We start from the raw sequence: 25,145 nt of genomic DNA on the forward strand, positions 1-25,145 counted from the left end.
TTGAGGGCCGTTCCCATGGCGAAATCTCCTTCCGCCATGTTGAATCATGATTTGCCCGAAAACGGAATCCCGTGAGTCAATTTCATCGGGCCTTGGTATAAGTTTACCGATCTGCACGCCAAGGTTCTGTGCGGCATCAGCACCAGTATTCAGCTTATCAATGATGTACTGAATATCGGAAGCCAGGCCATCCATGTCGACGCTGTTGACGAAGTTCGCCATGTTGTCGATCGCGCCGCCGAACGTGTTCGCAGCCTGCGTGGATTCGTTGAACCTGCGGACAGAGTTCGTCAGGGCGGTGCGAAGGTTCTCAAGTCTTTGGTCGACCGTCAGTACCGCACCGGCAACTTTCTGCTCAAGCACGGGGGCGCCAGCATTAATGCCGTCGAAGAATGCCTTTGAGGAAAGCTTTCCGTCCAGCATGATCTGGCGAAGTTTCGCGACCGATCCCTCGGCCTGCTTGATACCAGCGGCAGCGGCCTGCAGGATAGTCGGTGCGCCTTCGAGGATCGAATTGAATTCCTCAGCGCGAACCACGCCGGCGCCTAGGGCCTGCGAAAGCTGCAATAGCGCGCCGGACGCTTCTTGGCTGGACTGGCCAGACGCGCGCAGCGCAAGAGCAACGTTGCTGGAAAGGCTGATGATCTCGTCGGACGAGACGCCCAGTTCTTTTTGCACCAGTGACACGCGGCCGTACAACTGCACCAGTGTTTCGAGCGGCGCGGCATTCTTCTGCGCCGCCGTGAAAAGCTTCTGATACACGCCTTCAAGTTCTTCGCCGGCGAGGCCCGCTACCTTCAGGGAGTTGGTGATGCGCGTTCCGCTGTCCGATAGCTGGCGAAAGCCCTGGGCGCCACCGATAAGAGCGAAGGCTTTCGCCGCACTGGCAGCGATCCCCGAATAGGTCGAATTCAGGCGGGCCTGCATTCTGGCGGAAGTGGTTTCGACGCGCTTGAAATTGCGCTCCGCATTACGCGTGGCACTGGCGATCTTTCTTTCGAAGTCGCTGACGCGCGCTTCAAGCAACACGGCAAGCCGTTCGTACTCTACGCTCATTTTTTCTTGCTCCTAACGGCTTTGGACATCGCGCGTTTGATCTTGGCTGCTGCTTTTTTCTGCGCCAGCCTGAACCCCGAGAAGAAGTAAGGCTGAGCCCTGCTGCCGGGGTTTTTTGTTCCGGCAAACTGGCCCCCATTGATGTGGGCTCGCGTGCCAAACTCGACGAGGTGCGCGTGGCGTACCTTGGAGTTGCCGGCCGTAATCATCGCCGCGTTTTCAGGCACAGTTGTTGCGCCGCCTGGCTGACTATGGGGCGGCGTTCTTTGCCCGCCTGCGGTGACTACAATGCTGTCCTTGAGGTCGCCGTCGTCGACTGGTGCCAGCGCCTTCATAACGTCCGCCACATCTTGTGCGGCAGACGTTATGGCGGGCTGGGTCTGCTCGCGCACGGCCTTGGGTATTCTTTCGAGACGGCGCTTTAAGCGGTCCCAGCCCTGGACTTTAGCCATCGACGGCGCCGGCGCTTTCGATGGGCTTTCCTTCATCCGGATCGGGCACACCCTTGCCGTGGAATGCGGCATCCATCACCCGAACCACCAACGGAAAATTTTCAGCCGCGGGTCGATTCTCAACGTAGGTCCGAACCAAGCGCAGCGCGTCTGTAGGGGTCATGCCGCCGCCGATTAGGCCGAGTCGCAGAATTTCGCGTGCGTCATGGAGATTGACGATGCCAGTGCGGACAGCGTGAAGCAGCGTCGCATACATTGAGCGATCTGTTGTTTTCTCCCATTCACTTGCCAGATCCCAGGTTAGGGCGAATTTGTACGTGCCGTCGGCGAAGTCTGCTTCGATGATTGCAAAGGGTTGTGCTGTGGTCATTTTGATTTTCCTTGTGGATTTTAGGCGGGTTGCATCGACGCGACTCAGGATTGAGCGCTTCATGGGAGGATGAAAAAATCGGTCGCCGCTGCTGTTGGGTTTCTTGTTGGATTGCTGCTGTTCGCTGTCGGGCGCGAGATCGCGCTAGATGAGCGATCATGGCCGGTTATGATTGGCGATGCGATGAGCAAAGTAGGCCGCTTGGGTTGGATCGATACAACCCTTGTCACCGGTCTGGCGGCAGTGGCGGCTGCCTATGTCAGCGTTAGGGCGGTGAGAGATCAGATTGAGCAGGAGCGGTCGCTAGAAGACGAGAGGCGGCTCGCAAAATTGCAGGCAGCTCGTTCCGTTTTGTCGCTTTCCTTGAGCAATTTATGTGACTACTCGACCACGTGCGCCCAGCTGACCCACGATCTGCTTCTCCGATGCGGTGAAGATCGATTGCCACAAGATATTGTGCTTCCCGTGTACCCTTCAGTTCCAGACACGCCGGTTGCTGTATTGAAGGAGATGGTTGAGTTGAGCGATCATGCCGCAGGTATGGTTTTCGCAAAACTCGCGTCGAAGCTTCAGGTTCAGAGCGCGAGGTTGCGCGGCACAGCGCGAGATAAAGCTGGCGGGCAATCGCCGTCCAAAAGCACGATGGAATCTCACCTAATAGATGCCCTAGAGGTTTATGCCCGCTGTTCCTGTCTTTTTGACTACGCAAGGTTCGAGGCAGAACTGGTCCCTGAAACGTTGCCTCCAGGCGCGCTCTCTGCTGCGATACACAATGTTGGCATATACAGCCGACTCTACCAAGAAATTGCGGAGCGTTGTAACCTGTACGAGGAGCTCGCGCAGCAACGCATGAAAATCTAGCAGGGAACCAGGCTGCACCAATTCGCGTTCGTCATCGACGAAATGCAGGAGGGATGCAATGGAAGAACGGGTTGAGGGCCTGCCGCTGGCAGAGATTACGGCGCAGCTGGCGGCATTGGCAGAACAGGCCAGAGCACTTTGCAAAGATCTGGAAACCGTCCCTGACGAGGATGAGGAAAGCCCGACCGAGAACTAGGGCTCATATTTTCAATTGGAAAAATGCACGCAGATGACCCCGGCCGGTCCCCGAAAAAGGCGATTTCCAGAGTTTCGGTAGGCCCGTATCGGGCGAAAAAACGTAATGATTTCTCGCGCGCGCGTTTGCGCACACGTGAGGCAAAAAACTGTGTTTGCATTAAAAGTGCATTCCCGCGCCGCTCCGTGGCTGAGCGAACGGTCACTTCGAATCCACCCCCTAGCCTAGCTCGATGGGGTATCCGTCCACACCGCAAGCGAAAACCTTGCGCCCGCGTTCCATTGCCTGCTTGGCACTGTCATGATGATGGCGACAAAGGCTTTGAAGATTGTCGGGGTCGAAGAATAGATCTTCGTTGCCCTCATGCTTCTTGATGTGGTCGACGACCTCGGCGGCGGTCACCTCTTCGGTTGCGAGGCAGAACCGACACAGGGGCTCTTGCATCAACTGCCGTTCTCGTAGGTCGAGCCAGCGCTTGCGCTTATAGAGGTGTTGCCAGTCGGCACTCTTAGCGCGGTTCTTACTGCGCCACATACCTGCCACCTAAAGGTACGCTGCCTCGCCCCACGTCGTAACCTCGCGGACGTTCACCGCTTTGGTGCGGCCATCCATGCCGGTCACGCGGTCGTAGTCGAAGCGCTGTCCAATACGTGGTGCCTCAGTATCTGGCATTGCGGTGATGTGTACGAAGTCACCGGCGCTACCGCGCGCTCCGTCTTCTTGGATGAAACCGAAACCGCGATCGGTCATCCACTTGATGATCTTGCCTGATGGCATTAGTTAGTCCTTATATGTGGAAAGGGTGGCCTGCCGCCGGGGCTCAGCAGCAGGCCGTTGGTAGCGTGGCCACTCACACCCACGCTACCTGGGTAGATGGCGCTTAGGCTTCGAAGCCACCGGTGACCAGAGACTCAGGACGATAGACCGCAAGCGCCAAGCGCTCCTCGATCCGGGCCGTCGCCATATTGAGCTCAAAGTCTTTGTCGTTCTCTGTGCTGAGTTCGAACGTGACCTGCTGCCGGTCAAATATCTGCGCCGCGGTAGCAAGGGCACCGACGAGGAACTGGCCTACTGGCATCGCCGTGGTATCAACGATGGGCAGACGCCAGATGCGGCCCTGTCCGCCCTCTACGGGATCGACGATGATGTAGTTTCCACCAGCATCCTTGGTGAGCTCAAGCTCGGCCAGGTCGTCCGGGTTCATGACAATGCCGGTCGCAGTGTACTCCGCGCGACGCACCTGCTGGATGGCTCGGCGAATGGTGTCAACGCGAGTATCGCCGGTCTGGCGCAGGCTCTCGTCGAATTCGGTCGCCTGCGGAATAAGGCCAAGGATATTCTGGCCAGTGCCGCTACCGAACAGAAGCTGCTGCTCCTCGACCAGCTTCAAGCCGGTTGTGCCGCGCAGATCCAGATAGGAGACCAACCCGGCGACGTCATCAAGCATCTGCTTGGAGAGTTTGAAGAGGTGCGCAATGGTCCGAACCGATGCAGTCTTGAGGTCGAACGTGATGTCAGAATAGGGCTTCTGGGTAGTCTCGGCGACGGGAGCCGCGTTATTGGTGAAGCCGGTTTCCTGCACGAATTCGATAGAGCCCGCAGTGGTCTTGCCTGGCGCAATGAGGTCGCGGACGGTGAGAACGCGCTGGGCGGGGGTGACAATGCCGGGGCGTCGATCGGCGGGGACAAGAGAAGTGCCCTGAGAGCGACCAGTGCCGACGGTCGTGTTGCCGGATGTGATGGCGGCAGATTCGACATAAGCGCGGCCGCGATTGGCGCCGCCGTTCAACTCTTTGAATGCGGGCGTGTTGACCAGCGCTGTTGCCAGGCTCTCGCCGGTGGCGAAGTTGTCGTTCGCGTGGCCGTCCATGCGGGCGAACTGCTTTTCCAGGCCAGAAATCCGCTCAGAAAGGCCAGTTGTTGCGGTATCGAAAGCAGATCCAAGCTGCTCGATTTTGGTCGCGATATTGTCAGTCATTCAGGTGTCCTTTTCGACATAGGAGAATGCGCCGAGGTAGGCCAGCATGTGCGGCAGATACGTTCGTGCGGGTTTGTCTATGTTGGCGGCATTCCATGCGTCGATTTCGACGACGTGCCGCTTTGCTTGCCGGTATAGATCGCGATGCGCAGCGATCTGTTCGGCTGTTCGGTGCTTTTGGGTGGTTGCTTCGAATGCAGCGGCAACGGGGTTGGCCAAAACTTGTGCCTTCCTGGTTGCTACATCCTCTCGAATTTCTGCGAGCAGGCGCGTAACTTCAGACGTCATTGCGCAGCCCGCCATTCTTTCGCCAGGGCTTCGAATGCGGGGCCGGCAACAAGGGCCTGCTTCACAGCACCGGTTGCCTGCGTTGCGCCGAAAACGGCGTGAACGCCGTGACCGCCGACGTCCGCGAGGATATCAACGCCGGGGTTGTCCAGATCATTTCGCAGCACAATGCTCTTGATGACCGGGGCAAAAGGGTTTGTCCGTCCGCCATCGAACGCAGCGGCAATGGCCTCGACAAGCGACATGCAGAGCGTTGGTGAATGGATACGGGCAAACTTATGGACGCTTTCGCCTACGGTGCCGAGCCCGTTGTCAGCAAGGACGGCGATAAGCAGCCGCGCCATTTGGTCAGCGGAAAGTGGCGGGTAGGTACGTCCCAGGGCCTTAGGCAGAACACCGGCGTCAGATGCGCGCTGGGCCAATGAAGTGACGCGACCAAGGCCAATGCCAAGTGTTTTAGATAGGGCAAGACATGCCGCGGCTTTGCGCACGGTCGCCTCCTTTCATTTTTTGAAATGAATTTCCGGGGTGTTTAAAAAATGACCGCATGCGCACCAGCCGTTCTGCCGAGGAGACGAAACAGGGCTGGTGCGCGCGATCAAACCGAGCTGGGGACAGCGTCGGGATTTCAGGGTGGCAGTACATCCGTGCTCACCGTGATGGGAATGGGTGGTGAGCCACCGCGCGCGGCAACCCACCTTCAGAGCGGTGACGGCCGCCCCAAAAACGAAAGGCCCGCATCGCTGCGAGCCAATCTCTCTCTTATACCTTTTGGCGCGGGGAAATGGGGTACCCCTACGCGGCCAGCCTATCCTGAGCGCGCCAATGGCGATCCACAATCCCGAACCCGTCGAAGATCCGAGCGCGCGCCTCACCTTTGGCTCCTTTGCTCCCTGCGCCGAGCCGCTTGCCGACTTCATCGAGCGTCAGGCCGTCTACGACCGACCATTCGAAAGCTTCAAGGATGGCCGGGACATAAGCCAGCTTGGCGCGAAGGATCGCTAGTTCTCGCTTTGCATCGATCGCCGCCAAGATTGGCCAGTCACCGTTCCACCTCTTCGGCACCGGTGCCGCAAGCTTGCGAGTGGTCTCGCCGGCAGCTGTCTTCTTGGTTGGCGCCGTGTCGGCGTTCGCCTTCTTGCTCGTTACGACCTTAACGCCTTTTGACCGGCCTTCCGCGTCTTGGTTCTCTACGAAGAAGAGGTTTTCGCATTCCTTGCCGATCAACTGCGTCGGCCGCGAAGCGGTGTCGTGCAGGTCTCGGTACCGACCTGCGAGCGAAAGGAAGTAGTCCTTGCCTTCGGTTCGCAAAAGCTTCTGCAGCGGCCAATCCGCATTGTCATTGGCCGCTTGGCCGTCGTACCTTGACGACTTGTACCACGCGGTGCCGTTAGCGCGGAACCTCTCCACCTCATCTTGAGGCGCAACTGACAGGAAGATTTTAGGTAGGGGATCGCCCTCCATCAACACGACATCGCCGCGCTTCATGCGCGTGCGTCTGGGCGACCATTCGCCAGCATCGAGGGAAATTGCAGTCGGCGTGTCGCGCCGGTCGAAAACCGGGGTTTCTTTTTCCATTAGGCCGTCACCTTATGAAAGAGGGGTGTTTAGGGCTGCATACCGACGAGGCGCCGGATGCACATACTTTCCGAGAACGTGCCGAAAACGGGTAGTCGATTTGTGAAATATTTTTTGGCTGCGAGCGGCGCAGATAGCCATCAAGGGAAATTTTTCATTCTCACCGGAGTCTCGTTAACTATTATTAACGCAATCGGTTGACTTGAGTGGCTTTTGGCGTATAAGCGGGGATAACTAGCGTTATCCCGTTAACAAATAATTTACTTCTTGCAATGTCCGAGCGCATCGGGCAAATAAAAAGCACGTCGACGAATCGACGTGCTTTTGTGTGTTTGCCTCGGTTGACTGGCTTGCCGAGAAGCAATCCGCGCGCCCGAAACGGTAGTCTAGCAGCACCGTAAATAGCGCCCAAAGGCTGATTTGGCAAGGCCAGCGGGACTACAAGTTATGGTGACTAAAACTACTCCTAGAGGTCGAGACTCTGGCAACGGGCAGTTCATTACGGTCGAAGAAGCGAAACGCCGACCATCGACCACTACTGTCGAACGGGTTCCCAAGCCTGGATACGGCGACACAAAAAAGAAATGAATGACTGTAACGGCGGCGGGAGCAATCCCGCCGTTTTTTTGTTTCGTGGAGAATATAATGAGCGAAGAAAAGACGACCAAGGTTTTTGTAGGTGAATCCCTATCTACAACCCATCTGACGAAAAACCTTGCTGGCGGATGGGTCGAGAAAGGGTTATCGACCCAGCACCTAACGAGCCAGCTTAAAGTCCCCGTGCAGGCTCCCGCCCCAAGTTCGTCGCAGAGCAACGCACCAACTGGCCAGGGGAAAAAAGATTAAACTGGCGGAGTGGATATCGGTTTTTGCCAACATCGCAACGGTGATCGGTGTTGGCATCGTCCTCTATCAGATGAGGAAAGATGGCCGTAATTCGTCCGCAGCAGTAGTTCTATCTATATGCACTAACGTCCGGAACGAGCTAAGGGGAATTGGGTCTAAAAGCCACCAGGCTGCTGCGGGTGAAATATCCGAGTTTGAGGCTGCGTTTAGGGATCTTCTCAATGAGCTTGAGTTGGCTTCGGCAATTATCCTGGACGGAGCCGCTTCGGGCAGGACTGGTAATGTCGCGCGCCTTCTTTTGATTGATGTTCTGAAAGCAGTTCAGCGTGATCCGCAACTGGTGGAAATGGTGAAAAGAGCTGTTCACGATCGAACCACATTCGGCAACATGCGACTCTTCGTCCGAAAGAACAGGAAACAACTTGCTGTGTTGACCGACCTTGTTTGACGAATGCGGGCAACGTCCAAATATCCGCCGCACCAGCCATGGCAAAATTTGCCACAACTCAGCTATTAGGAAATTCCGAACTACTTTCTCTCTGGAATTGGTTGAGGTTCGCACTGCTCACACCGCCACGAATGCTTAGCGCCAGTGAACCGCTTTCCACATTCATTGCACATGCACGTGTAGTGACCTGGGGCATAGCCCTTGACGTTGTCATTGGCGGCACGAAGGCCGGCGCTTTCATCTGCTAGACTTCGAAGCTCATGCACCAATTCGGACTTCTCTTCGTGGAAGCGAAAGGGATCGCGGTGGCTTGGCGCCAACCGCTCTAGACGGTTGGCTATGGCATTCAGGCGGGCGAAGTATTTCATGCGGCCACCAAAGGCAGGAAGTCGTCGCTTGCCGTAAGAACCAGCGTCTTGCCCACCACGTCGCCCGGCTCATTGATCTGGTCAATGCCCAGGGCGGTTGCCAGCCTTTCTAGTTTTTTCATGCCGCGATCCTGCATCGCTTGATCTTCGTCGCTTTGAACGCACACGGCATATTGCTCCTTGGCGCCGTCCTGGGCTTCGAGCTCCATTTGAAGCCAGTCAGAACCGTCGTCTTCGTCGTGCTCAATGTGGCTCGATACAATGGTCATAACGCGGTCTTCAGACGCACGGGCCGGGGCGGCCGAGAGGCCCGGCCCCGCGCCCGCTGCGGATGTATTTACTTTGTCTCTGGCTGTAGCCGAGACAAGTAAATGAGTTTGCTCCTGCGGCTGTAGGACACTAACAGATTTAGCGTCCTGTGACCGTAGGACGATCTCGTCCTGTGGCTGTAGGACGCTTGATTTTGTTTCGTCCTGTGACGGTAGGACGCTAGTAGCGTCCGGCGACTGTAGGACGCTAAAGTTCGGGTGGTATTCGGAGGGCCGTTTGCCGGAACCCATGACACGGGTGAAATATCCCCAGGCAACAAGATCCTCTGTTGCGCTTGCGACGCTGCCCCTTGTCAGGCCGGTGGCCTGCTGCAAGAAGCTAACACTTGCGCGCGCGTTGCCATGCTTTTGGTAATAGCGCTTCAGAATGTGGCGCGCGGTCTTGATGTGGATGAGCCGCACGCGCTCATCGTCAATGATGGCTCCTAAGAGCTCGATACGGTCGACGGGACCGCCAGCGTGATCAGGCTTGCTCATATTTCGCCATCCGTGCGTCATGTGCTGCTCGCCATTCATCGCCACGCTCGACCACGGGGACGTACATCGCACGGCCGTCCTCGGTGCGTCCGATCTCCTTTATGAAGCCGGCATCGATCGCGCCCTTTATGGTGTTCCACATGGTTTTGCGACCGACGCCGTAACGCGCCGCCAGGGCATTGGTGCGCAGGACGGCAAACCCATGTTCTCGCCACTGCTCCACGACCAGCGCTGGAATGCGAAAGCCGTTCTTTGTCTTGAGCACATAGGCGCCAGCGGTCATGTAGTCGGTTAGACGCTCGATATCGTCATCGTTGAGCGATTGGTGGTCCATCTCAATCCTTTCAGGAGAGCGCACGAATGCATTCCTGCCGGTGTGCGCCGGCAGGGTGAGGATTTATTTCGCCAAAGGTCGAGCGGGGATCGGCTGTAAAAATTGACGGCTCAGCCTCCCCGTGCCACCATGAGGCGAGTAAGGGTGGAGATTCGCTTTGCGACCCAAAAAAGGCACAAAAGCCTACAAAGAAGAGTACATCTACATTCACTACGGTATCCACATGGATACTTTCGAGGTCGTGAGTATATGGGAGCGTCGCGATGGTCGACTCTCGCTCGGAAACTTTAACCACTACACTATGCCGGGCCGAAACCAGATTTCAGAGATGCTAATTGTCTTCGGCGTGAGCGATGTTGTTTCCGTTCCAATAGGAATGAATGACGCCAACATTCGGGAGCGTCTGACTAAGTTAGCCGAAGAAAAGAAGGCTGAGCGCGCGGCTAAAGATAACGCATCCTAGTCTACTTTTAGATCTGAACGCTGTGTGCCAGCTTGAATTCGGACATCGCCGCGTCAAAATGGTGTGCAGCTTCTTTCTCGTATGCCACCGCCTCAAAGGCAATTATGGCCAGCTGAACTCTCGCTATTTCTTTATAACTCGCGGCGAGCTCGCCGCATTCGGCCGCCTGAATGACTAGCTTCCTGCGCTTCTCTTTGAGGGCGCTGAGGTAGTCGTGAACTGGGCTCATGCCGTCGCCCTCGATCCGATCGCGCTCTCGATCCATGCCTCAACTTCGGCGCGGACATAGGCGATGCGCTTCAAGCCAATTTGCACCGGCTGGGGGAATCGGTTTTCTCTCGACATGCGCGCAAGCAGTACGCGCGACATGGTCGTTGCCGCGGCCGCTTCTTTAGGCGTCATTAGACGCGGCTTGTTGTCATTCGCTGGAATAGTCATGGTGTCTCCTCGAAGCCAAGACAGAGTCATGGCGTTAAATGGAACGATTGATTTTTTGAGAAGGACGGTCGCCGGTCGATGCCGGGGGAGGGTTGCTGGCTTTTGGCGCCAATCAGCCGGTTTTCCCGGCGCTGCTTCTTGGCGGGCACCACCCCGCCGATTGCCGCAAACACCACAATCGCGACAGTTATTTAATAGACTGATTTTACAAATTTGTCAAGATTTGGAAACTGTTGATACCTTGATCTCGCAGTATTCAGTCCAGTCCTCCATCATGGCGCGACGCTTCGCAAGCGCATCACTTCGGCGGTATGCTTGCTCAACGACATCACCCACGGCGTGGGCAAGGGCAGCCTCGGCAACTTCGCGGGGATGGCCAGTTGTATCACCTGCCCAGTCGCGGAAAGATGAGCGCAGGCCGTGCAGAGTGATTGTTTTGTCCTCTGACGCAGCGCGCAGGCTTTTCACCATCGCCGTGTCTGATATCGCGGCGCCTTCTTTGCCGCCTTCAAACACCAAGTCACCGGTCGCCACCTGTTTGCGCGCCTCAAGGATCGCCAGCATTCGGCCGGTGAGCGGGACGCGGTGCTCACGGCCAGCCTTCATACGCTCGGCCGGCACAATCCAAACCGCTTGGGCGAAATCGATTTCCGACCAGACGGCGCCACGGACTTCGCCAGAACGTGACGCGGTGAGGGCGGTAAATTCAACAGCCCGAGCAGAAACGGCGTCACTGGCCCGAAGCTTCGCCATGATGGCGGGTATATCCTTGTACGCTGCCGCCGCGTGGTGGCCGCGCGTCAGTTTGCTGCGTGCGGGCAGGAGCTCTTTCAGGCCACCGCGCCAGCTGGCCGGGTTGTCGCCGGTGAATAGCCCGCGTGCACGTGCGTGATCCATTACGGCCGCAATTCGCATTCTGGTTCGGTCTGCGGTTTCGGGAATGGTGGTCCAGATAGGTTTCAGGGCTTCAACCACGTCGTCGCGCGTGATGTCGCCAACAGCCTTCTTGTGAAGCGGCTTTGCGTATTCATCGAGCGTCATGCGCCACTGCGCCTTGTGCTTCTCATTTTTGAAGCTGGCTTCCTTAACCGCGATGACGTCTTCCATGACGTCGGCGAATGTCTTGCGCGTTGCCAGATCCTCGCCGCGCGCCAGTCGTGCGCGAACCTCATCCGCCTTTTCGCGAGCCAAAGCCAGCGGCACCGGTGCGGTGCCTTGACCATACCCGCCAAGGCCTATCTCGACGCGCTTGCCTGCGCGCTTGTATATAAAGACCCATTGGCGGCTGCCGCCGGCGCGCACGCGAAGGAAAAGGCCGTCGCCGTCGCCGTAAATGCCAGGCTTTTTGAGCGTCTTTATCTTGGTCTCTGAAAGCTTATTGCGCGCCATGCTTCGCCCGTTGTCATAACTTTATGCATGAAATTATGGCAAATACGGCCATTGTCAACGCAATCGTGTCAATAATTTCAATAGCTTACGAAGCGCGGCGGACATCCTCTCCGCCACTTCGGCACAAGACCGGAAAATCCCAGCCCCATCATTCCCAGTACGAAGCCACCGCCGGAGCGCTTTGGTGACGGTCTCCGCATGCCGTTTGTTCTTCCGTCTGTTTCGAATTGACACGCGCGACAAATCGGCTGCTGCCGATATTAACGGGCAATCGTCAAACGCGACGTCACGTCATCAAATCAGTTCTCGCGGCGAACCGGACGGGTGGCGGCGTATCGGTATCGTAACCGACACGCGGCGAGCCTTTCGAATCGTTATGCGGGGAATCGGGCGGCAAACGGCATGGGTTTTTCCATCGTTTCTCCATGCGTGCTGCGAAGGAGTGTCAGGTGCAGGGGTGTGAGGAAGCAAAAGTTTCCATCATCCTTGCCCGGCGAGGCAAGGTTTCGCCGAAAAAGCCGGTAGTTTAGAAAGACCTTGTTAACCTCGCTAACTAACGGATTTTCAAGCAATTTCTTAACGCAAGGTAAAGCCGCCTGCGGCCCGGCTGCGCACTGTGTGTTGTTTCCGCAACAAACCGAAATGAAGCATATACGTAAATGCTATTTATCGGATGTTGGCGATTGCAAGCGGCGAAACCTTTTGTATTTTCACCACCAGAAGCGAGGCGGTGGATCGTTTGGCTTCTAAGAACACGGGAATGGGGCAGGGAATGCTGTCCTTCAGCGAAAGTACCCAGACCCACTTAAAAACTTTGACTGGAGGTCAACCATGAACATCAAGAGCCTTCTGATCGGCTCCGCTGCGGCTCTCGCAGCAGTATCCGGCGCTCACGCTGCCGACGCTATCGTCGCTGCTGAGCCTGAGCCCCTGGAATACGTTCGCGTTTGCGACGCTTTCGGCACCGGCTTCTTCTACATCCCCGGCACCGAAACCTGCCTGAAGTTCGGCGGTTACGTCCGTTTCCAGACCAACTTCGGTCGTGACCGTTCCGGCACGTCTGACTGGGACTCGTTCACGCGCGCCCAGTTCGAAGTTGACACCCGCACCGACACCGAACTCGGCGCTCTGCGTGGCTTCATCGGCTTCCGCGGCAACGCTGACACCGGCTCCGCTGACGACTCTGGCGTTTTCGTAGACCAGGCCTTCATCGAACTCGGCGGCTTGAAGGTCGGTAAGTTCTACAACTGGTGGGACGATAGTCTCTCCGGCGAAACCGACGAGCTGTCCTCGAACGCTCTGTTCAACTCGATTCGTTACACCTACGACGCTGGTTCGTTCTACGTTGGCCTCTCTGCTGACGAACTCGAAGGCATCGACGTTGACGGCTTCAACGAATCTGACAACAATATCGGTATCTCCGGTGCTATCGGCGCGAAGTTCGGCGCTGCATCCCTGCAGCTCCTCGGCGGCTACGACATCGACCGCGAAAATGGCGCTGTTCGCCTGATCGCAACCGCTGACGTAGGTCCGGGCACCCTCGGCCTGGCCGGTGTTTGGGCTTCTGGCGCAAACGCTTACTACTCTGTATCCGAGTGGGCAGTTGCCGCCGAGTACGCCATTAAGGCTACCGACAAGCTGACGATCACCCCCGGCGCTCAGTATTACGGCTCCTACGGTCTCGTTTCTTGGGATGACTTCTCTGACGACGACGCTTGGACCGCTGGCGTAACGCTGGACTACAAGATCACGCAGGGTCTCTCCACGAAGATCGCTGTTAACTACTTCGACGTCGACAACGGTGACGACGGCGTAGAAGGTTTCGTTCGCCTTCAGCGTTCGTTCTAATCTGATCTGACATTGTCAGTGATGGAAGCCCGGCTCTTAAGCCGGGCTTTTTTCGTTATGACGATTTTAGAATGTGGATGTTGGGCTCAAGCGATCGACCGTCAATTGATGATATCGTTTAGACAACACTTATGCGCTTCGCAGAATAGGGTTCATCGCGATTCAGATTCGCCGAATCGCTTTGTGCTTGTCACCGATAGCCGCGCCAGATCAATCGGAATTGCGGGCGGCCAAATTGCAACATGATCGATTCTGCGACGTGGCAGATCAGCTTTCGGACAATTTCCTGCGTCCTGATTATGGCCAAATTCTCTAATGGCATTTCTCTTGCTTTTGGATGAGGACTGAACTCATCAGCTAAGCCCCTGAAATAGATCGGAAATTAACTATTCGGTAATGAATCTGGTGGGGTAGGTTAGAATTGTAGCTATTTCGCAACAATGAAAAACTAAGGACACCTTACTGTCTTCCTTCGTCATGATTGCGATTGCCGATCCGTCCGGTTTTGGCTCTAATCAGCTTCATAAGCGGCACGCATTTCTGAAGTGCTTTCCCACCCGCTGCTTAGAAGATTAAGCGTTTGACTGGAGGTCAACCATGAACATCAAGAGCCTTCTCATCGGCTCCGCTGCAGCTCTCGCAGCAGTATCCGGCGCACAGGCCGCTGACGCTATCGTCGCTGCCGAGCCCGAGCCCCTGGAATACGTTCGCGTTTGCGACGCTTTCGGCACCGGCTTCTTCTACATCCCCGGCACCGAAACCTGCCTGAAGTTCGGCGGTTACATCCGTTTCCAGACCAACTTCGGTCGCGACGCGTCCGGCACGTCTGACTGGGATTCGTTCACGCGCGCCCAGTTCGAAGTTGACACCCGCACCGACACCGAACTCGGCGCTCTGCGTGGTTTCATCGGCTTCCGCGGCAATGCTGACAGCGGCAGCGCGTTCGGCGACGGCGACAACGATAGTGGCTCCGGCGTTCACGTCGATCAGGCCTTCATCGAACTCGGCGGCCTGAAGGTCGGTAAGTTCTACAGCTGGTGGGATGACGATCTGAACGGCGAAACTGATATTCTGTCGACCAACACCCTGTTCAACTCGATCAAGTACACCTACGACGCAGGTTCTTTCCAGGCTGCGCTCTCCGTTGACGAGCTGGAAGGTCAGTACGGTCAGTTCCAGTATGAAGCCGACAACAACGTCGGTATCGGTGGCATGATCGGCGCCAAGTTTGGCGCTGTTACGGCTAACCTGATCGCCAGCTACGACTTCGATGCAGAAAACGTTGCCATCCGCGGTATGCTGTTCGCAGATATCGGTCCGGGCACCTTCGGTCTTGCTGGTGTATGGGCTTCTGGCGATAACGCTTACTACGCAAAGTCTGAATGGGCTGTTGCCGTTGAGTACGCGATCAAGGCAACCGATCGCCTGACGCTTACCCCCGGCTTTGAATACCTCGGCACGTTGGACGTCAACCCTGCTGACGGCGACTTCGTTGGTGACCGCGACGCTTGGACTGCTGGTCTGACGGTTGACTACAAGATCACCGAAGGTTTGGCCACCAAGATCACCGCCAATTACTACGACGAAGACGGTGCTGACGACGAAGTCACCGGTTTCGTTCGCCTTCAGCGTTCGTTCTAATCTGATCTGACACAAGTCAGTGATGGAAACCCCGGCAGAAATGCCGGGGTTTTTCGTTTGACGGCTTTTCGGCGCGGCGAAGCCTTAATTCAGACGCGGAAAGCAAAAAAGCACCGGGCGAACCGATGCTTGAATATCTTTAAAATCGTCAGCGGCTGGTGAAAGAATACTGCCTTTACCCCGCGCGCCCATGGCGCAGGTCGTCAACGATATCGGCCTGTTGCCCGAGCCTCGTCTTGTAGACCTGATAATTCTCCATCACCCGCTGCACGTAATTGCGGGTTTCGGGGAAGGGGATGCGCTCGATCCAGTCGACCACCTCGTCGATTGGCTTGCCGCGCGGGTCCCCATAGCGGGCGATCCATTCCGGCACGCGCTTTGGCCCGGCATTATAGGCGATGAAGGTGAGAATATAGGAGCCGCCGAAACTGTCGATCTGCTCGCCGAGATAATGCGCGCCGAGCGTGGCGTTATAGCCCGCATCGGTGGTCAGTCGCGCCTGGGTGTAGGGCAGGCCATGGCGTCCGGCTACGCCCTTGGCGGTTCCGGGCAGCAGTTGCAGCAGGCCGCGCGCATTGGCGGCGGAGACGGCGGCCGGGTTGAAGGCGCTTTCCTGCCGGGCAATCGCGTAAGCAAGCGCCTTGCCGGAGCCGGCAATATTGGCGCTGGCGGGAATGACGCCGAGCGGATAGGCGAGTGCGGCCGCATCGATGCCGCGGCTGAAAGCCGTCTTGCCGATCTGCAGCGAAACCTGATGATTGCCGTTGCCCTCCGCCCTTGCCGCCAGAATGGCAAGCTCGCCGGGACTGTCGAGCTGTTCGGCAAGCGAGCGGTAAAGGCTATCGGCCCGCCAGCCGTAACCGGCTGCTTCCAGCCGGTCGATGGCGCGCACGGCTTCGCGGCCGGCGAAACGTTCGCGGTCGCCGCTGCTGGGGCTTGGATAGGTGACATTCAGTGTCTTGGCGCCGATTCGCGCGGCGGCGAGCTGGCCATAAAACGTGCCGGGATGAGCGGCGGCTTTGGTGAAAAAGTCGCGGGCATCCCCCGGTCCGCCCGCTTCCGCCGCCCGTCCGAGCCAATAATAGGCACGCGACGCCGAAAGCGGCCGGTTCGAAGTCTGAAGCAGCGTGTTGAAGTGGCGCGAAGCCGTGGCCGGATCGCGCAGCGCTCTTAGCGCATACCAGCCGGCATGGAATTCCGCATCGGCGGTATCGACGGCAGAGGTGGCCGAATGATTGGCGACGATGCGATAGGCCTCGGCGAAATCGCCCAGATCGGCGACGCCACGCGCAATGATGCGCCGCTCATTCCACCATTCGCCCGGATTGACGAGCTTGGCCGTTTCTTTCGGGGCCTGCCGCAAAAGCACGGCGGCTTCGGAATATTTCTGCTGGTTGCGCAGGTTTTCCACCCGCGCGAAAAGATAGGCGGGGTCGCTGCGCCAGGAGGCGTCGACTTTGCCGAGCAGCGCAGTCGCAGTAGTGGATCGCTGCAACACGGCCGCCCAGGCATTGTAAAGCGACTGCGCTTTGCCGAGATCGCCGAAACGCTTCGCCTGGCCGATGCGGCTGCGATACATCAGATAATCCATGCGCGCCTTATGATCGGCGGGCGTCAGATAGGTGGGAAACTCGGCAAGAACACGGTCTTCTATGTCCTTGTCCATGCCTTCACTCACCCAGAGCTGGCGAATGAGACGCTGCGATTCCGTACCCTTGCCGGAAGAGGCGAGCGCCTTGGCGAGCACCACGCTGCCTTCCGCGGTTTCCGGCCGGCTATTGCCGAAGGCGGCAAGCACCTGCGACGCCGGCGGGTCTTCACGATAAAGCGCTTTTTCGGAATTGGCGCGCAGGGTGGCAGCACCCGGCCAGCTGGAGAGCTCGCGCTGGGCGGCGGCGATTTCGGCGGAAGCGACGTCCTTCTGGCCGGAAACGGCGATTGCCCAGGTAAGGATATGGCGGTCGAGACTGCCGGTCGGCATGGTGTTGCGCAACGCAATCGCCCGCGCCGCATCGCGGCTGGAGAGCGCGTCGAGACCGGCCTTCAACTGGCTTGTATCGTCGGGGCGGTCGAGGCGCGGTATGGCGCCGGTGATCTCGGGCGAGGCCGGCATGAAGGCCGGAACGGTCGGCGCATTCGGCTTGACATAGGGAAGCGGTGCCGCACCTTCCGGCAGCGGCCCGGCCAATGCATTCCAAACAGTTGCGGCAAGGCCCGCCGCCATCAATCCCCAGACTGTCTTTTTCATGCCGTTCTTCATCGTGTAACGGAGTTGCCGACTTTCTTGTAATATCATTTCATTGCAGCGGGATTGCCGAAAACGGTCTGATGTCCCACCCGGAAATATTGGGATTTCAGGCTTAATGAAATGTTAATCGCCGCCCTGCAATTCAATCAACTTTTATTCACCGTCCCGCGAGCGGCGTCTCATTTCGGCGCCTGCTTTTTATGCTTGCCGATCGCGGCCCGGAGACTGTCACACTTCCGACAATTTCGGACAAAATACCCTGCCTTTGCGCTTGTCGGCGCCAAGGGCTGGCACTAATGTGTGCCGGTTTTAACCATCGAATGCGGCCGAAGCATGAACCGGCTCGGCGCCAGGAGCTTTGCATGTTCAAGGGATCAATTCCCGCCCTCATTACCCCGTTCACGGACAATGGCGCCGTGGACGAACAGGCATTTGCCGCCCATGTGGAATGGCAGATTGCCGAAGGCAGCAACGGACTTGTGCCCGTGGGCACGACGGGGGAATCTCCAACCCTCTCCCACGACGAGCACAAACGTGTCGTCGAGCTGTGCATTGAGGTAGCGGCGAAACGGGTTCCGGTCATTGCGGGCGCTGGCTCCAACAATACCGATGAGGCGATCGAGCTTGCGCTGCATGCGCAGGAAGCCGGCGCGGATGCGCTCTTGGTGGTCACTCCTTATTACAACAAGCCGACCCAGAAGGGCCTGTTCGCGCATTTTTCCGCCGTTGCCGAAGCGGTGAAGCTGCCTATCGTTATCTACAATATCCCGCCGCGCTCGGTGGTGGATATGTCGCCGGAAACCATGGGCGCGCTGGTCAAGGCGCACAGGAACATCGTCGGCGTGAAGGATGCGACCGGCAAGATCGACCGCGTTTCCGAGCAGCGCATTTCCTGCGGCAAGGACTTCATCCAGCTTTCAGGCGAGGATGGCACGGCGCTCGGTTTCAACGCCCATGGCGGCGTCGGCTGCATTTCCGTCACCGCCAATGTCGCGCCGCGCCTCTGTTCGGAGTTCCAGGCGGCGATGCTCGCCGGCGATTATGCCAAGGCGCTGGATTATCAGGATCGCCTGATGCCGCTGCACAAGGCGATCTTCATGGAGCCCGGTGTTTGCGGCACTAAATATGCGCTGTCGAAGACGCGTGGCGGCAACCGCCGGGTCCGTTCACCCTTGATGAGCACGCTGGAACCGGCGACGGAAGCGGCCATCGATGCGGCGCTGAAGCACGCCGGCCTGATGAACTGAGACAGGCCTGAAAGCGCTTGAGGCGCGCCATGAACCGCTTCGCAACAGAAGCCGTTCGGCGCGCCTTTTCTTTTCGCGGCGACAACATTAAATAGGGGTTCGAAAACCGCTCTCGGCGGTAAGCCGAAGGCGCAATAAGAAAAACAAGGGATTGAAATATCATGGCCCCCAAAGGCAGCCAGCGCGTGGTGAACAAGATCGTTGCGGAAAACCGCAAGGCTCGTTTCAACTACGAAATCATCGACACCTATGAGGCAGGGCTCGTGCTGACCGGCACCGAGGTCAAGTCGCTGCGTGAAGGCAAGGCGAATATCGCCGAATCCTACGCCTCCGACGAGGGTGATGAAATCTGGCTCATCAATTCCCACCTGCCGGAATATCTGCAGGCCAACCGCTTCAACCACGAGCCGCGCCGCCGCCGCAAGCTGCTTTTGAGCAAGCGCGAGATCAACCGCCTGCGCGCCGGCATCAACCGTGAAGGCATGACGCTGGTGCCCTTGAAGATCTATTTCAACGACAGGGGCCGTGCGAAGCTGGAGCTGGCGCTCGCCAAGGGCAAGAAGCTGCACGACAAGCGCGAGACGGAGAAGGAACGCGACTGGAACCGGCAGAAATCGCGGTTGCTGAAGGGTGGCAACGCCTGAGACCCGCCTCCCTCATTCCTGTGACAAGCACAGGAATGAGGAGAGGGAGGTGCCTGATGCCCCTCAAGCAGCCCGATACGTCCGCTCCACATGCGCCTTCGTCGTCGAAACGCTGAACCGGCTGACAAGCGCCGCCAGATTGGCGCTGACATCACTCAGATTATGCGTCGCCGCATTCGTCTCTTCCACCATGGCCGCATTCTTCTGGGTCAGATTGTCCATGCTGTTGATGGCGGCATTGATTTCCTGAATGCCGACGGACTGTTCCTGCGCCGCCTTGGTCAGCGAGGCGATATGCTCCTGAATATGATCCACCTTGTTGCCGATCGTATTCAAGGATTCGCCCGTCTTGTTGACCAGCGAAACACCCCGCATCACGTCTTCGGAAGACTTGGCGATCAGCGTCTTGATTTCCTTCGCGGCGGTGGCGGAGCGCTGCGCGAGTTCACGCACTTCCTGGGCGACGACGGCGAAACCCTTGCCGGCCTCGCCGGCGCGCGCGGCTTCCACACCGGCATTCAGCGCCAGAAGATTGGTCTGGAACGAAATCTCGTCGATGACGGAGATGATCTGGGTGATCTTCTGCGATGAGTCCTCGATGGCCCCCATCGCCTTCACCGCTTCCGTCACCACATCGCGTGAGCGCGCGGCTTCAACGGCCGAGCTTTCGACAATGGCCTTGGCCTCTTCTGAACGCTGCGCCGACAATTTGGAAATGGTGGTGATTTCCTCGACGGCGGCGGCGGTTTCCTCCAGGGCGGCGGCCTGCTGCTCCGTGCGGCGGGCCATGTCGTCCGTCGCGGAAGTCAGCTCGCGCGTATTGCCGGAAATCTTGTTCGCCTCTTCGACGATCTGCGCAAATGCGCCGGAGAGATTGCCGACCGCCGCGTTGAAATTGGCGACCAGCCCTTCGAATTGCGGTGCGGGTTTTTCGCCGATGCTGGAGGTGAGGTCGCCATTGGCCAGCCTGTCGAGAGCGCTGTTGAGCAGTGCGAGAACGTGCTCCTGTTCCTTCTTCATCTGCGCCTGTTCGGCTTCCACCTTCTGCCGCTCGGCGGCCAGCACGTCGAGATAGACGGAGATCGAATAATCCATGTCGAGAAGGGCGGCCTTGATGGTGGCCGACAGGGCGTCCTTCACCTTCTTGGCCTTCTTTTCCATGAAAAAGCCCTTCAATTCGGATTCGATCAGGGCCTTGACGATGCCGTCGAGCATAAGGGCATAACCGCCGATGTACCATCTCGGCTCCAGCCCCAGTCTCGCATGGGTGCGGCCGATGGCGGTTACGGCGTCGGTGTAATCCGCATTGAATGTGCCGGAGGCGATCCTCTCCCAGTGTCTGAGCTGCATGCCCTTGGCGTGCTGCACATGCGCGTCGCTGGCGAAGAATTTCGCCGTCTCCGGCACTGAGCGAACCTTCGCGTAAAAACGATCCAGAGATGCATCGAGAGAGCCGGTGATGACGCCCTTCATGTCTGAAAGATTTTGCCGCTGCTCGTGGCCGAGCCCCAGAAAATTCAGTCTTTCATCGAGCTGTCGGTCGGTTTTTGTCTGGCCATGCATGTTTAGTCATCCTGCTTTGACACCCAAATCACGTCGCTGGTGCCGTTGCGTGATTTAGACACGTCTAAAATTAACCAAGATATAATTTCGACTGGCCGGATTTGACGGTTGTTAATTCCAAGGGGAATTTTTGCCCTGCCGACAGGGTGTCAAACAAAAACGCGCCCGTCTTTGCGACGGGCGCGTTTCTGAAATATCAGCGATGCGAAAGCTAGGATCAGATCGTTTCCGGGCTTTCGGCGTGCCGGGCAGGGCGCTCGTTCGGGTCGCGCCCGATCTCGGCCTTCAGCGTCATCAGATCGATGAAGTGATCGGCCTGGCGACGCAGGTCGTCGGCGATCATGGCGGGCTGCGTGGCCATGGTGGAAACCACGGAAACCTTGCGGCCCTTGCGCTGCAGCGCGTCTACCAGCGTGGTGAAATCGCCGTCGCCGGAGAAGAGCACCAGATGATCGACCGTCTCGGACTGTTCCATGGCATCGACTGCCAGTTCGATATCCATGTTGCCCTTGATCTTGCGGCGGCCGAGAGCGTCGGTGAATTCCTTCGCCGGCTTCGTCACGACCTTGTAGCCGTTATAATCCAGCCAGTCGATCAGCGGGCGGATCGAGGAATATTCCTGATCCTCGATGAGCGCGGTGTAATAATAGGCGCGCAGCAGATATCCACGCTTTTGAAACGCCTTCAGGAGCTTGCGGTAGTCGATATCGAATCCCAGGCTTTTCGATGCTGCATAAAGATTGGCTCCGTCTATGAAGAGCGCAATTTTCTCCCGTGGATCGAACATTCCATCCCATTCCTTTTTTTGGAAAGGCCATTATCTGGCTTTTATATCCGGTCGATAACGCAAAAAAACATGTCGTATCAACGAGCTTTGCGTATCACCGTTGCGTTTTAAGTAAGCTACCTTCCCCCTTATTCCAAGACAATTCTTCTAGACATTTTGTTCATCAGACGCCAAAGGTGGGCAATAAGGTGCCAAAAGACGCCAAAGACAGGAAAAACTTGAATTCCGCGGCCAATGGCTGTATCGGAAGCTGGAAAGCATCGTCGCGAGAAATATTGAATGTTTTTCGCAAGGCACGAAGCGCAGATTCAATAGGTTAGAGCAACCCTTGTGCACCCCGAACATCGCACGGCGCTCTGATCCACGACATTACGACCCGCAAAGGACAGGCAATGGCCCGCGTCACAGTTGAAGATTGCATTGATAAAGTAGACAACCGTTTCGAGCTGGTGCTTCTCGCCAGCCACCGTGCGCGCCAGATTTCTCAAGGGTCCTCCATCACGGTTGACCGCGACAACGACAAGAACCCGGTTGTGGCGCTGCGCGAAATCGCCGACGAGACGCTGTCTCCCGACGATCTGAAGGAAGACCTGATCCATTCGCTGCAGAAGCACGTGGAAGTGGACGAGCCCGAGCCCGATCCGGTCACGCTCGCCGCCTCCGCCATTGCCGATGGCGAAGAAGACGACCAGCCGGAAACCGTTACTTTCGACCAGATGTCGGAAGAAGAACTGCTGGCCGGTATCGAAGGCCTTGTGCCGCCGGAAAAAAATGACGACTATTGATAGGATTTTATGATGCCTTTGGCAGGCGGCGGTTACCGTCTGTCAATAGTTACCGTCATAATCTGATCCCTATTGATGCAGCATTGTGCGCCGACCCTCAGGTTGGCGCGCTTTCTTTTTGTGGAATATCGCATGATGCGGCAATACGAACTCGTCGAGCGGGTTCAAAAATATAAACCGGATGCGAATGAGGCCCTGCTGAACAAGGCCTATGTTTACGCCATGCAGAAACACGGCCAGCAGAAGCGGGCCAATGGCGACCCCTATATTTCGCATCCGCTCGAAGTTGCCGCGATCCTCACCGAAATGCATCTCGACGAATCGACCATCGCGGTGGCGCTGCTGCACGATACGATCGAGGACACCACCGCTACCCGCGCCGAAATCGACGAGCTGTTCGGCGAGGATATCGGCCGGCTGGTGGAGGGGCTGACCAAGCTCAAGAAGCTCGATCTCGTTACCCGCAAGGCCAAGCAGGCCGAAAACCTGCGCAAGCTGCTGCTCGCGATTTCCGACGACGTGCGCGTTCTGCTGGTGAAGCTCGCCGACCGTCTGCACAATATGCGCACCATGGAATATATGCCGGCCGACAAGCGCAGCCGCATTTCCGAAGAGACCATGGAAATCTATGCGCCGCTCGCCGGCCGCATGGGCATGCAGGATATGCGCGATGAGCTGGAGGACCTGTCCTTCCGTTATCTCAACCCGGAAGCCTACGAGACGGTGACCAACCGCCTTCAGGAACTGGAAACGCGCAATGAAGGGCTGATCAAGAAGATCGAGGACGAGTTACGCGAGCTTCTGGTGGCGAACGGCCTCATCGGGGCCAATGTCAAAGGGCGTCAGAAAAAGCCCTATTCGGTGTTCCGCAAGATGCAGTCGAAGTCGCTCTCTTTCGAGCAGCTTTCCGATGTCTACGGGTTCCGCATTCTGGTGGATGACATTCCCTCCTGCTACCGGGCGCTGGGCATCGTTCACACCCGCTGGCGCGTGGTGCCGGGCCGCTTCAAGGATTACATCTCCACCCCGAAGCAGAACGATTATCGCTCCATCCACACCACCATCGTCGGCCCGTCGCGCCAGCGTATCGAGCTGCAGATCCGCACCAAGCGCATGCATGAGATCGCCGAATTCGGTATCGCCGCCCATGCGCTTTACAAGGATGGCGAGAACGGGGAGGGCGATCTGCTCTCGCCGGAGAGCAACGCCTATTCCTGGCTGCGCCACACCATCGAATCGCTGGCCGAAGGCGATAGCCCGGAAGAATTCCTCGAGCACACCAAGCTCGAGCTTTTCCAGGATCAGGTGTTCTGCTTCACGCCGAAGGGCAAGCTGATTGCGCTGCCGCGCGGCGCGACCCCCATCGATTTCGCCTATGCGGTGCACACCAATATCGGCGACACCACGGTTGGCGCGAAGATCAACGGGCGGATCATGCCGCTCGTCACCCGCCTGAACAACGGCGACGAGGTGGAGATCATCCGCTCCGGCGTGCAGGTGCCGCCGGCCGCATGGGAAGAGGTGGTGGTGACGGGCAAGGCCCGCTCGGCCATCCGCCGCGCCACCCGCATGGCCATCCGCAAGCAATATTCCGGCCTCGGTTATCGCATTCTGGAACGTACCTTCGAGCGCGCTGGCAAGGCCTTCTCCCGGGAAGCGCTGAAGCCCGTGCTGCATCGCCTGGCGCAGAAAGATGTCGAAGACGCCATTGCCGCCGTCGGCCGCGGTGAGGTCTCCTCGCTCGATGTGCTGCGCGCGGTTTATCCCGATTATCAGGATGAGCGCGTGACGGTGAAGATGACCGGCGACGATGGCTGGTTCAACATGCGCAGCGCCTCCGGCATGGTCTTCAAGATCCCCGGCAAGTCGCGCTCGGTGCTTGAGGACGACGGTGCGGCCGAAATGCTGGATGGGCCGGACCCGCTGCCCATCCGTGGCCTTTCCGGCAATGTCGACGTGCATTTCGGTGCGGCCGGCGCCGTTCCGGGTGACCGCATTGTCGGCATCATGGAAAAGGGCAAGGGCATCACCATCTATCCGATTCAGGCGCCGGCGCTGCAACGCTTCGATGACGAGCCGGAGCGGTGGATCGATGTGCGCTGGGATCTCGATGAGGCGAACAAGTCGCGCTTCATGGCGCGGGTGATGATCAATGCGCTGAACGAGCCGGGCACGCTCGCCTCGGTGGCGCAGTCCATCGCGACGCTGGATGTCAATATTCGCGGCCTCAACATGGTGCGCATCGGCACGGATTTCTCCGAGCTGGCGCTGGATGTCGAAGTATGGGATCTCAGGCAGCTGAACCAGCTTCTGTCGCAGCTCAAGGATCTCGATTGCGTCTCGACAGTAACGCGTGCCTTCGATTGAGGCATTTTTGATCCTTTGCAAATATTAAAAGGCCGATGTTATGCATTGAACGCATGGCAGCGGCCTTTTCCTGTCTCTGGTGGTGGAGACGGTTTGCGACTATTTTCTTCTCAGAAATTGAAGAGAAGGAAACGCGGCGTGCCG

At 57.8% G+C, this 25,145-nt stretch carries 28 protein-coding genes; 11 read left to right on the top strand and 17 right to left on the bottom strand.

Going from position 1 to position 25,145, the window contains the following annotated elements; all coding sequences use genetic code 11:
* The 3 genes from ACQZ5K_RS16150 to ACQZ5K_RS16160 all read right to left on the bottom strand — a co-directional run.
* The coding region (locus ACQZ5K_RS16150; RefSeq protein WP_448740834.1) for a tape measure protein at positions 1–1,056 on the bottom strand (1,056 nt) is incomplete at its 3' end.
* The gene (locus ACQZ5K_RS16155; RefSeq protein WP_448740835.1) at positions 1,053–1,508 is read right to left on the bottom strand and encodes an HK97 gp10 family phage protein; all 456 of its coding nucleotides are present in this window, start codon (positions 1,506–1,508) and stop codon (positions 1,053–1,055) included. The genes ACQZ5K_RS16155 and ACQZ5K_RS16150, both read right to left, overlap by 4 nt.
* Entirely contained in the window at positions 1,501–1,878 is a 378-nt protein-coding gene (locus ACQZ5K_RS16160) for a gene transfer agent family protein (RefSeq protein ID WP_448740836.1), read from the bottom strand. Before ACQZ5K_RS16160 ends, ACQZ5K_RS16155 begins: the two co-directional genes overlap by 8 nt.
* 69 nt (positions 1,879–1,947) lie before the next feature.
* On the opposite strand from ACQZ5K_RS16160, the gene ACQZ5K_RS16165 reads away from it, so the two are divergent.
* Entirely contained in the window at positions 1,948–2,739 is a 792-nt protein-coding gene (locus ACQZ5K_RS16165) for a hypothetical protein (RefSeq protein WP_448740837.1), read from the top strand.
* Between the two features lie 58 nt (positions 2,740–2,797).
* Entirely contained in the window at positions 2,798–2,935 is a 138-nt protein-coding gene (locus ACQZ5K_RS16170) for a hypothetical protein (RefSeq protein WP_448740838.1), read from the top strand.
* A 219-nt stretch (positions 2,936–3,154) separates the two neighbouring features.
* On the opposite strand, the gene ACQZ5K_RS16175 is transcribed toward ACQZ5K_RS16170, so the two are convergent.
* The 6 genes from ACQZ5K_RS16175 to ACQZ5K_RS16200 all read right to left on the bottom strand — a co-directional run bounded on the left by ACQZ5K_RS16175 (position 3,155) and on the right by ACQZ5K_RS16200 (position 6,779).
* Entirely contained in the window at positions 3,155–3,469 is a 315-nt protein-coding gene (locus ACQZ5K_RS16175; protein ID WP_448740839.1) for an HNH endonuclease, read from the bottom strand.
* Between the two features lie 9 nt (positions 3,470–3,478).
* Complete coding sequence (locus ACQZ5K_RS16180; protein WP_078054139.1) at positions 3,479–3,712, bottom strand: cold-shock protein; 234 nt, start codon at positions 3,710–3,712, stop codon at positions 3,479–3,481.
* A gap of 103 nt (positions 3,713–3,815) precedes the next feature.
* Positions 3,816–4,913, bottom strand: a complete 1,098-nt coding sequence (locus tag ACQZ5K_RS16185) for a phage major capsid protein (RefSeq protein WP_448740840.1) — start codon at positions 4,911–4,913, stop codon at positions 3,816–3,818.
* Positions 4,914–5,201: a hypothetical protein gene (locus tag ACQZ5K_RS16190; RefSeq protein ID WP_448740841.1), complete on the bottom strand. Its 288-nt coding sequence runs from the start codon at positions 5,199–5,201 to the stop codon at positions 4,914–4,916. It abuts the gene before it with no gap.
* A complete protein-coding gene (locus ACQZ5K_RS16195; protein WP_448740842.1) occupies positions 5,198–5,692 on the bottom strand; it encodes a hypothetical protein in 495 nt (164 codons plus the stop codon). The genes ACQZ5K_RS16190 and ACQZ5K_RS16195 overlap by 4 nt, the downstream gene beginning before the upstream one ends.
* A gap of 304 nt (positions 5,693–5,996) precedes the next feature.
* Positions 5,997–6,779: a hypothetical protein gene (locus ACQZ5K_RS16200; RefSeq protein WP_448740843.1), complete on the bottom strand. Its 783-nt coding sequence runs from the start codon at positions 6,777–6,779 to the stop codon at positions 5,997–5,999.
* 645 nt (positions 6,780–7,424) lie between these two features.
* Here ACQZ5K_RS16200 and ACQZ5K_RS16205 point away from each other — a divergent pair.
* On the top strand, positions 7,425–7,625 hold the full coding sequence (locus ACQZ5K_RS16205) for a hypothetical protein (protein ID WP_045533612.1): 201 nt from the start codon (positions 7,425–7,427) through the stop codon (positions 7,623–7,625).
* Positions 7,626–7,857: 232 nt separating this feature from the next.
* Positions 7,858–8,073, top strand: a complete 216-nt coding sequence (locus ACQZ5K_RS16210; RefSeq protein ID WP_448740844.1) for a hypothetical protein — start codon at positions 7,858–7,860, stop codon at positions 8,071–8,073.
* Positions 8,074–8,437: 364 nt separating this feature from the next.
* Here ACQZ5K_RS16210 and ACQZ5K_RS16215 read toward each other — a convergent pair whose 3' ends face one another.
* Entirely contained in the window at positions 8,438–9,247 is an 810-nt protein-coding gene (locus ACQZ5K_RS16215) for a hypothetical protein (RefSeq protein WP_448740845.1), read from the bottom strand.
* Positions 9,234–9,581, bottom strand: coding sequence for a hypothetical protein (locus tag ACQZ5K_RS16220; protein ID WP_113138211.1), 348 nt, complete (start codon positions 9,579–9,581; stop codon positions 9,234–9,236). The genes ACQZ5K_RS16215 and ACQZ5K_RS16220 overlap by 14 nt, the downstream gene beginning before the upstream one ends.
* 157 nt (positions 9,582–9,738) lie before the next feature.
* Between ACQZ5K_RS16220 and ACQZ5K_RS16225 the strand changes: the two genes are divergently transcribed.
* Entirely contained in the window at positions 9,739–10,044 is a 306-nt protein-coding gene (locus tag ACQZ5K_RS16225; RefSeq protein ID WP_448740846.1) for a hypothetical protein, read from the top strand.
* A gap of 7 nt (positions 10,045–10,051) precedes the next feature.
* On the opposite strand, the gene ACQZ5K_RS16230 is transcribed toward ACQZ5K_RS16225, so the two are convergent.
* The 3 genes from ACQZ5K_RS16230 to ACQZ5K_RS16240 form a co-directional block, all read right to left on the bottom strand.
* Entirely contained in the window at positions 10,052–10,273 is a 222-nt protein-coding gene (locus tag ACQZ5K_RS16230) for a hypothetical protein (protein ID WP_448740847.1), read from the bottom strand.
* Positions 10,270–10,482 (bottom strand): helix-turn-helix transcriptional regulator, encoded by a 213-nt coding sequence (locus ACQZ5K_RS16235; RefSeq protein ID WP_448740848.1) that lies wholly within the window; start codon positions 10,480–10,482, stop codon positions 10,270–10,272. Before ACQZ5K_RS16235 ends, ACQZ5K_RS16230 begins: the two co-directional genes overlap by 4 nt.
* Positions 10,483–10,698: 216 nt before the next feature.
* The gene (locus tag ACQZ5K_RS16240) at positions 10,699–11,871 is read right to left on the bottom strand and encodes a tyrosine-type recombinase/integrase (protein ID WP_448740849.1); all 1,173 of its coding nucleotides are present in this window, start codon (positions 11,869–11,871) and stop codon (positions 10,699–10,701) included.
* 831 nt (positions 11,872–12,702) lie between these two features.
* Between ACQZ5K_RS16240 and ACQZ5K_RS16245 the strand changes: the two genes are divergently transcribed.
* On the top strand, positions 12,703–13,719 hold the full coding sequence (locus ACQZ5K_RS16245; protein WP_448740850.1) for a porin: 1,017 nt from the start codon (positions 12,703–12,705) through the stop codon (positions 13,717–13,719).
* 597 nt (positions 13,720–14,316) lie between these two features.
* Positions 14,317–15,360 carry a porin gene (locus ACQZ5K_RS16250; protein WP_080817326.1) on the top strand — a complete coding sequence of 348 codons (1,044 nt, stop codon included), beginning with the start codon at positions 14,317–14,319 and terminating at the stop codon, positions 15,358–15,360.
* A 175-nt stretch (positions 15,361–15,535) separates the two neighbouring features.
* Here the strand turns inward: ACQZ5K_RS16250 and ACQZ5K_RS16255 are convergent, their stop codons facing one another.
* The gene (locus ACQZ5K_RS16255; RefSeq protein WP_448740851.1) at positions 15,536–17,608 is read right to left on the bottom strand and encodes a lytic transglycosylase domain-containing protein; all 2,073 of its coding nucleotides are present in this window, start codon (positions 17,606–17,608) and stop codon (positions 15,536–15,538) included.
* Positions 17,609–17,970: 362 nt separating this feature from the next.
* On the opposite strand from ACQZ5K_RS16255, the gene dapA reads away from it, so the two are divergent.
* Positions 17,971–18,855 (top strand): 4-hydroxy-tetrahydrodipicolinate synthase, encoded by an 885-nt coding sequence (gene dapA, locus ACQZ5K_RS16260; RefSeq protein ID WP_003524121.1) that lies wholly within the window; start codon positions 17,971–17,973, stop codon positions 18,853–18,855.
* Between the two features lie 161 nt (positions 18,856–19,016).
* Positions 19,017–19,499, top strand: a complete 483-nt coding sequence (smpB, locus tag ACQZ5K_RS16265) for an SsrA-binding protein SmpB (protein ID WP_003524122.1) — start codon at positions 19,017–19,019, stop codon at positions 19,497–19,499.
* A gap of 63 nt (positions 19,500–19,562) precedes the next feature.
* Here the strand turns inward: smpB and ACQZ5K_RS16270 are convergent, their stop codons facing one another.
* Both ACQZ5K_RS16270 and ACQZ5K_RS16275 read right to left on the bottom strand, forming a co-directional pair.
* Positions 19,563–21,062, bottom strand: coding sequence for a methyl-accepting chemotaxis protein (locus ACQZ5K_RS16270; protein WP_448740852.1), 1,500 nt, complete (start codon positions 21,060–21,062; stop codon positions 19,563–19,565).
* Between the two features lie 217 nt (positions 21,063–21,279).
* Positions 21,280–21,849, bottom strand: coding sequence for a LabA-like NYN domain-containing protein (locus ACQZ5K_RS16275; RefSeq protein ID WP_003521125.1), 570 nt, complete (start codon positions 21,847–21,849; stop codon positions 21,280–21,282).
* Positions 21,850–22,241: 392 nt separating this feature from the next.
* On the opposite strand from ACQZ5K_RS16275, the gene rpoZ reads away from it, so the two are divergent.
* Entirely contained in the window at positions 22,242–22,634 is a 393-nt protein-coding gene (gene rpoZ, locus ACQZ5K_RS16280) for a DNA-directed RNA polymerase subunit omega (RefSeq protein ID WP_035262680.1), read from the top strand.
* A 132-nt stretch (positions 22,635–22,766) separates the two neighbouring features.
* Positions 22,767–25,001 carry a RelA/SpoT family protein gene (locus ACQZ5K_RS16285; RefSeq protein ID WP_003521127.1) on the top strand — a complete coding sequence of 745 codons (2,235 nt, stop codon included), beginning with the start codon at positions 22,767–22,769 and terminating at the stop codon, positions 24,999–25,001.
* Positions 25,002–25,145: the final 144 nt, after the last annotated feature.

This window comes from Agrobacterium sp. 22-226-1 (assembly GCF_053522345.1).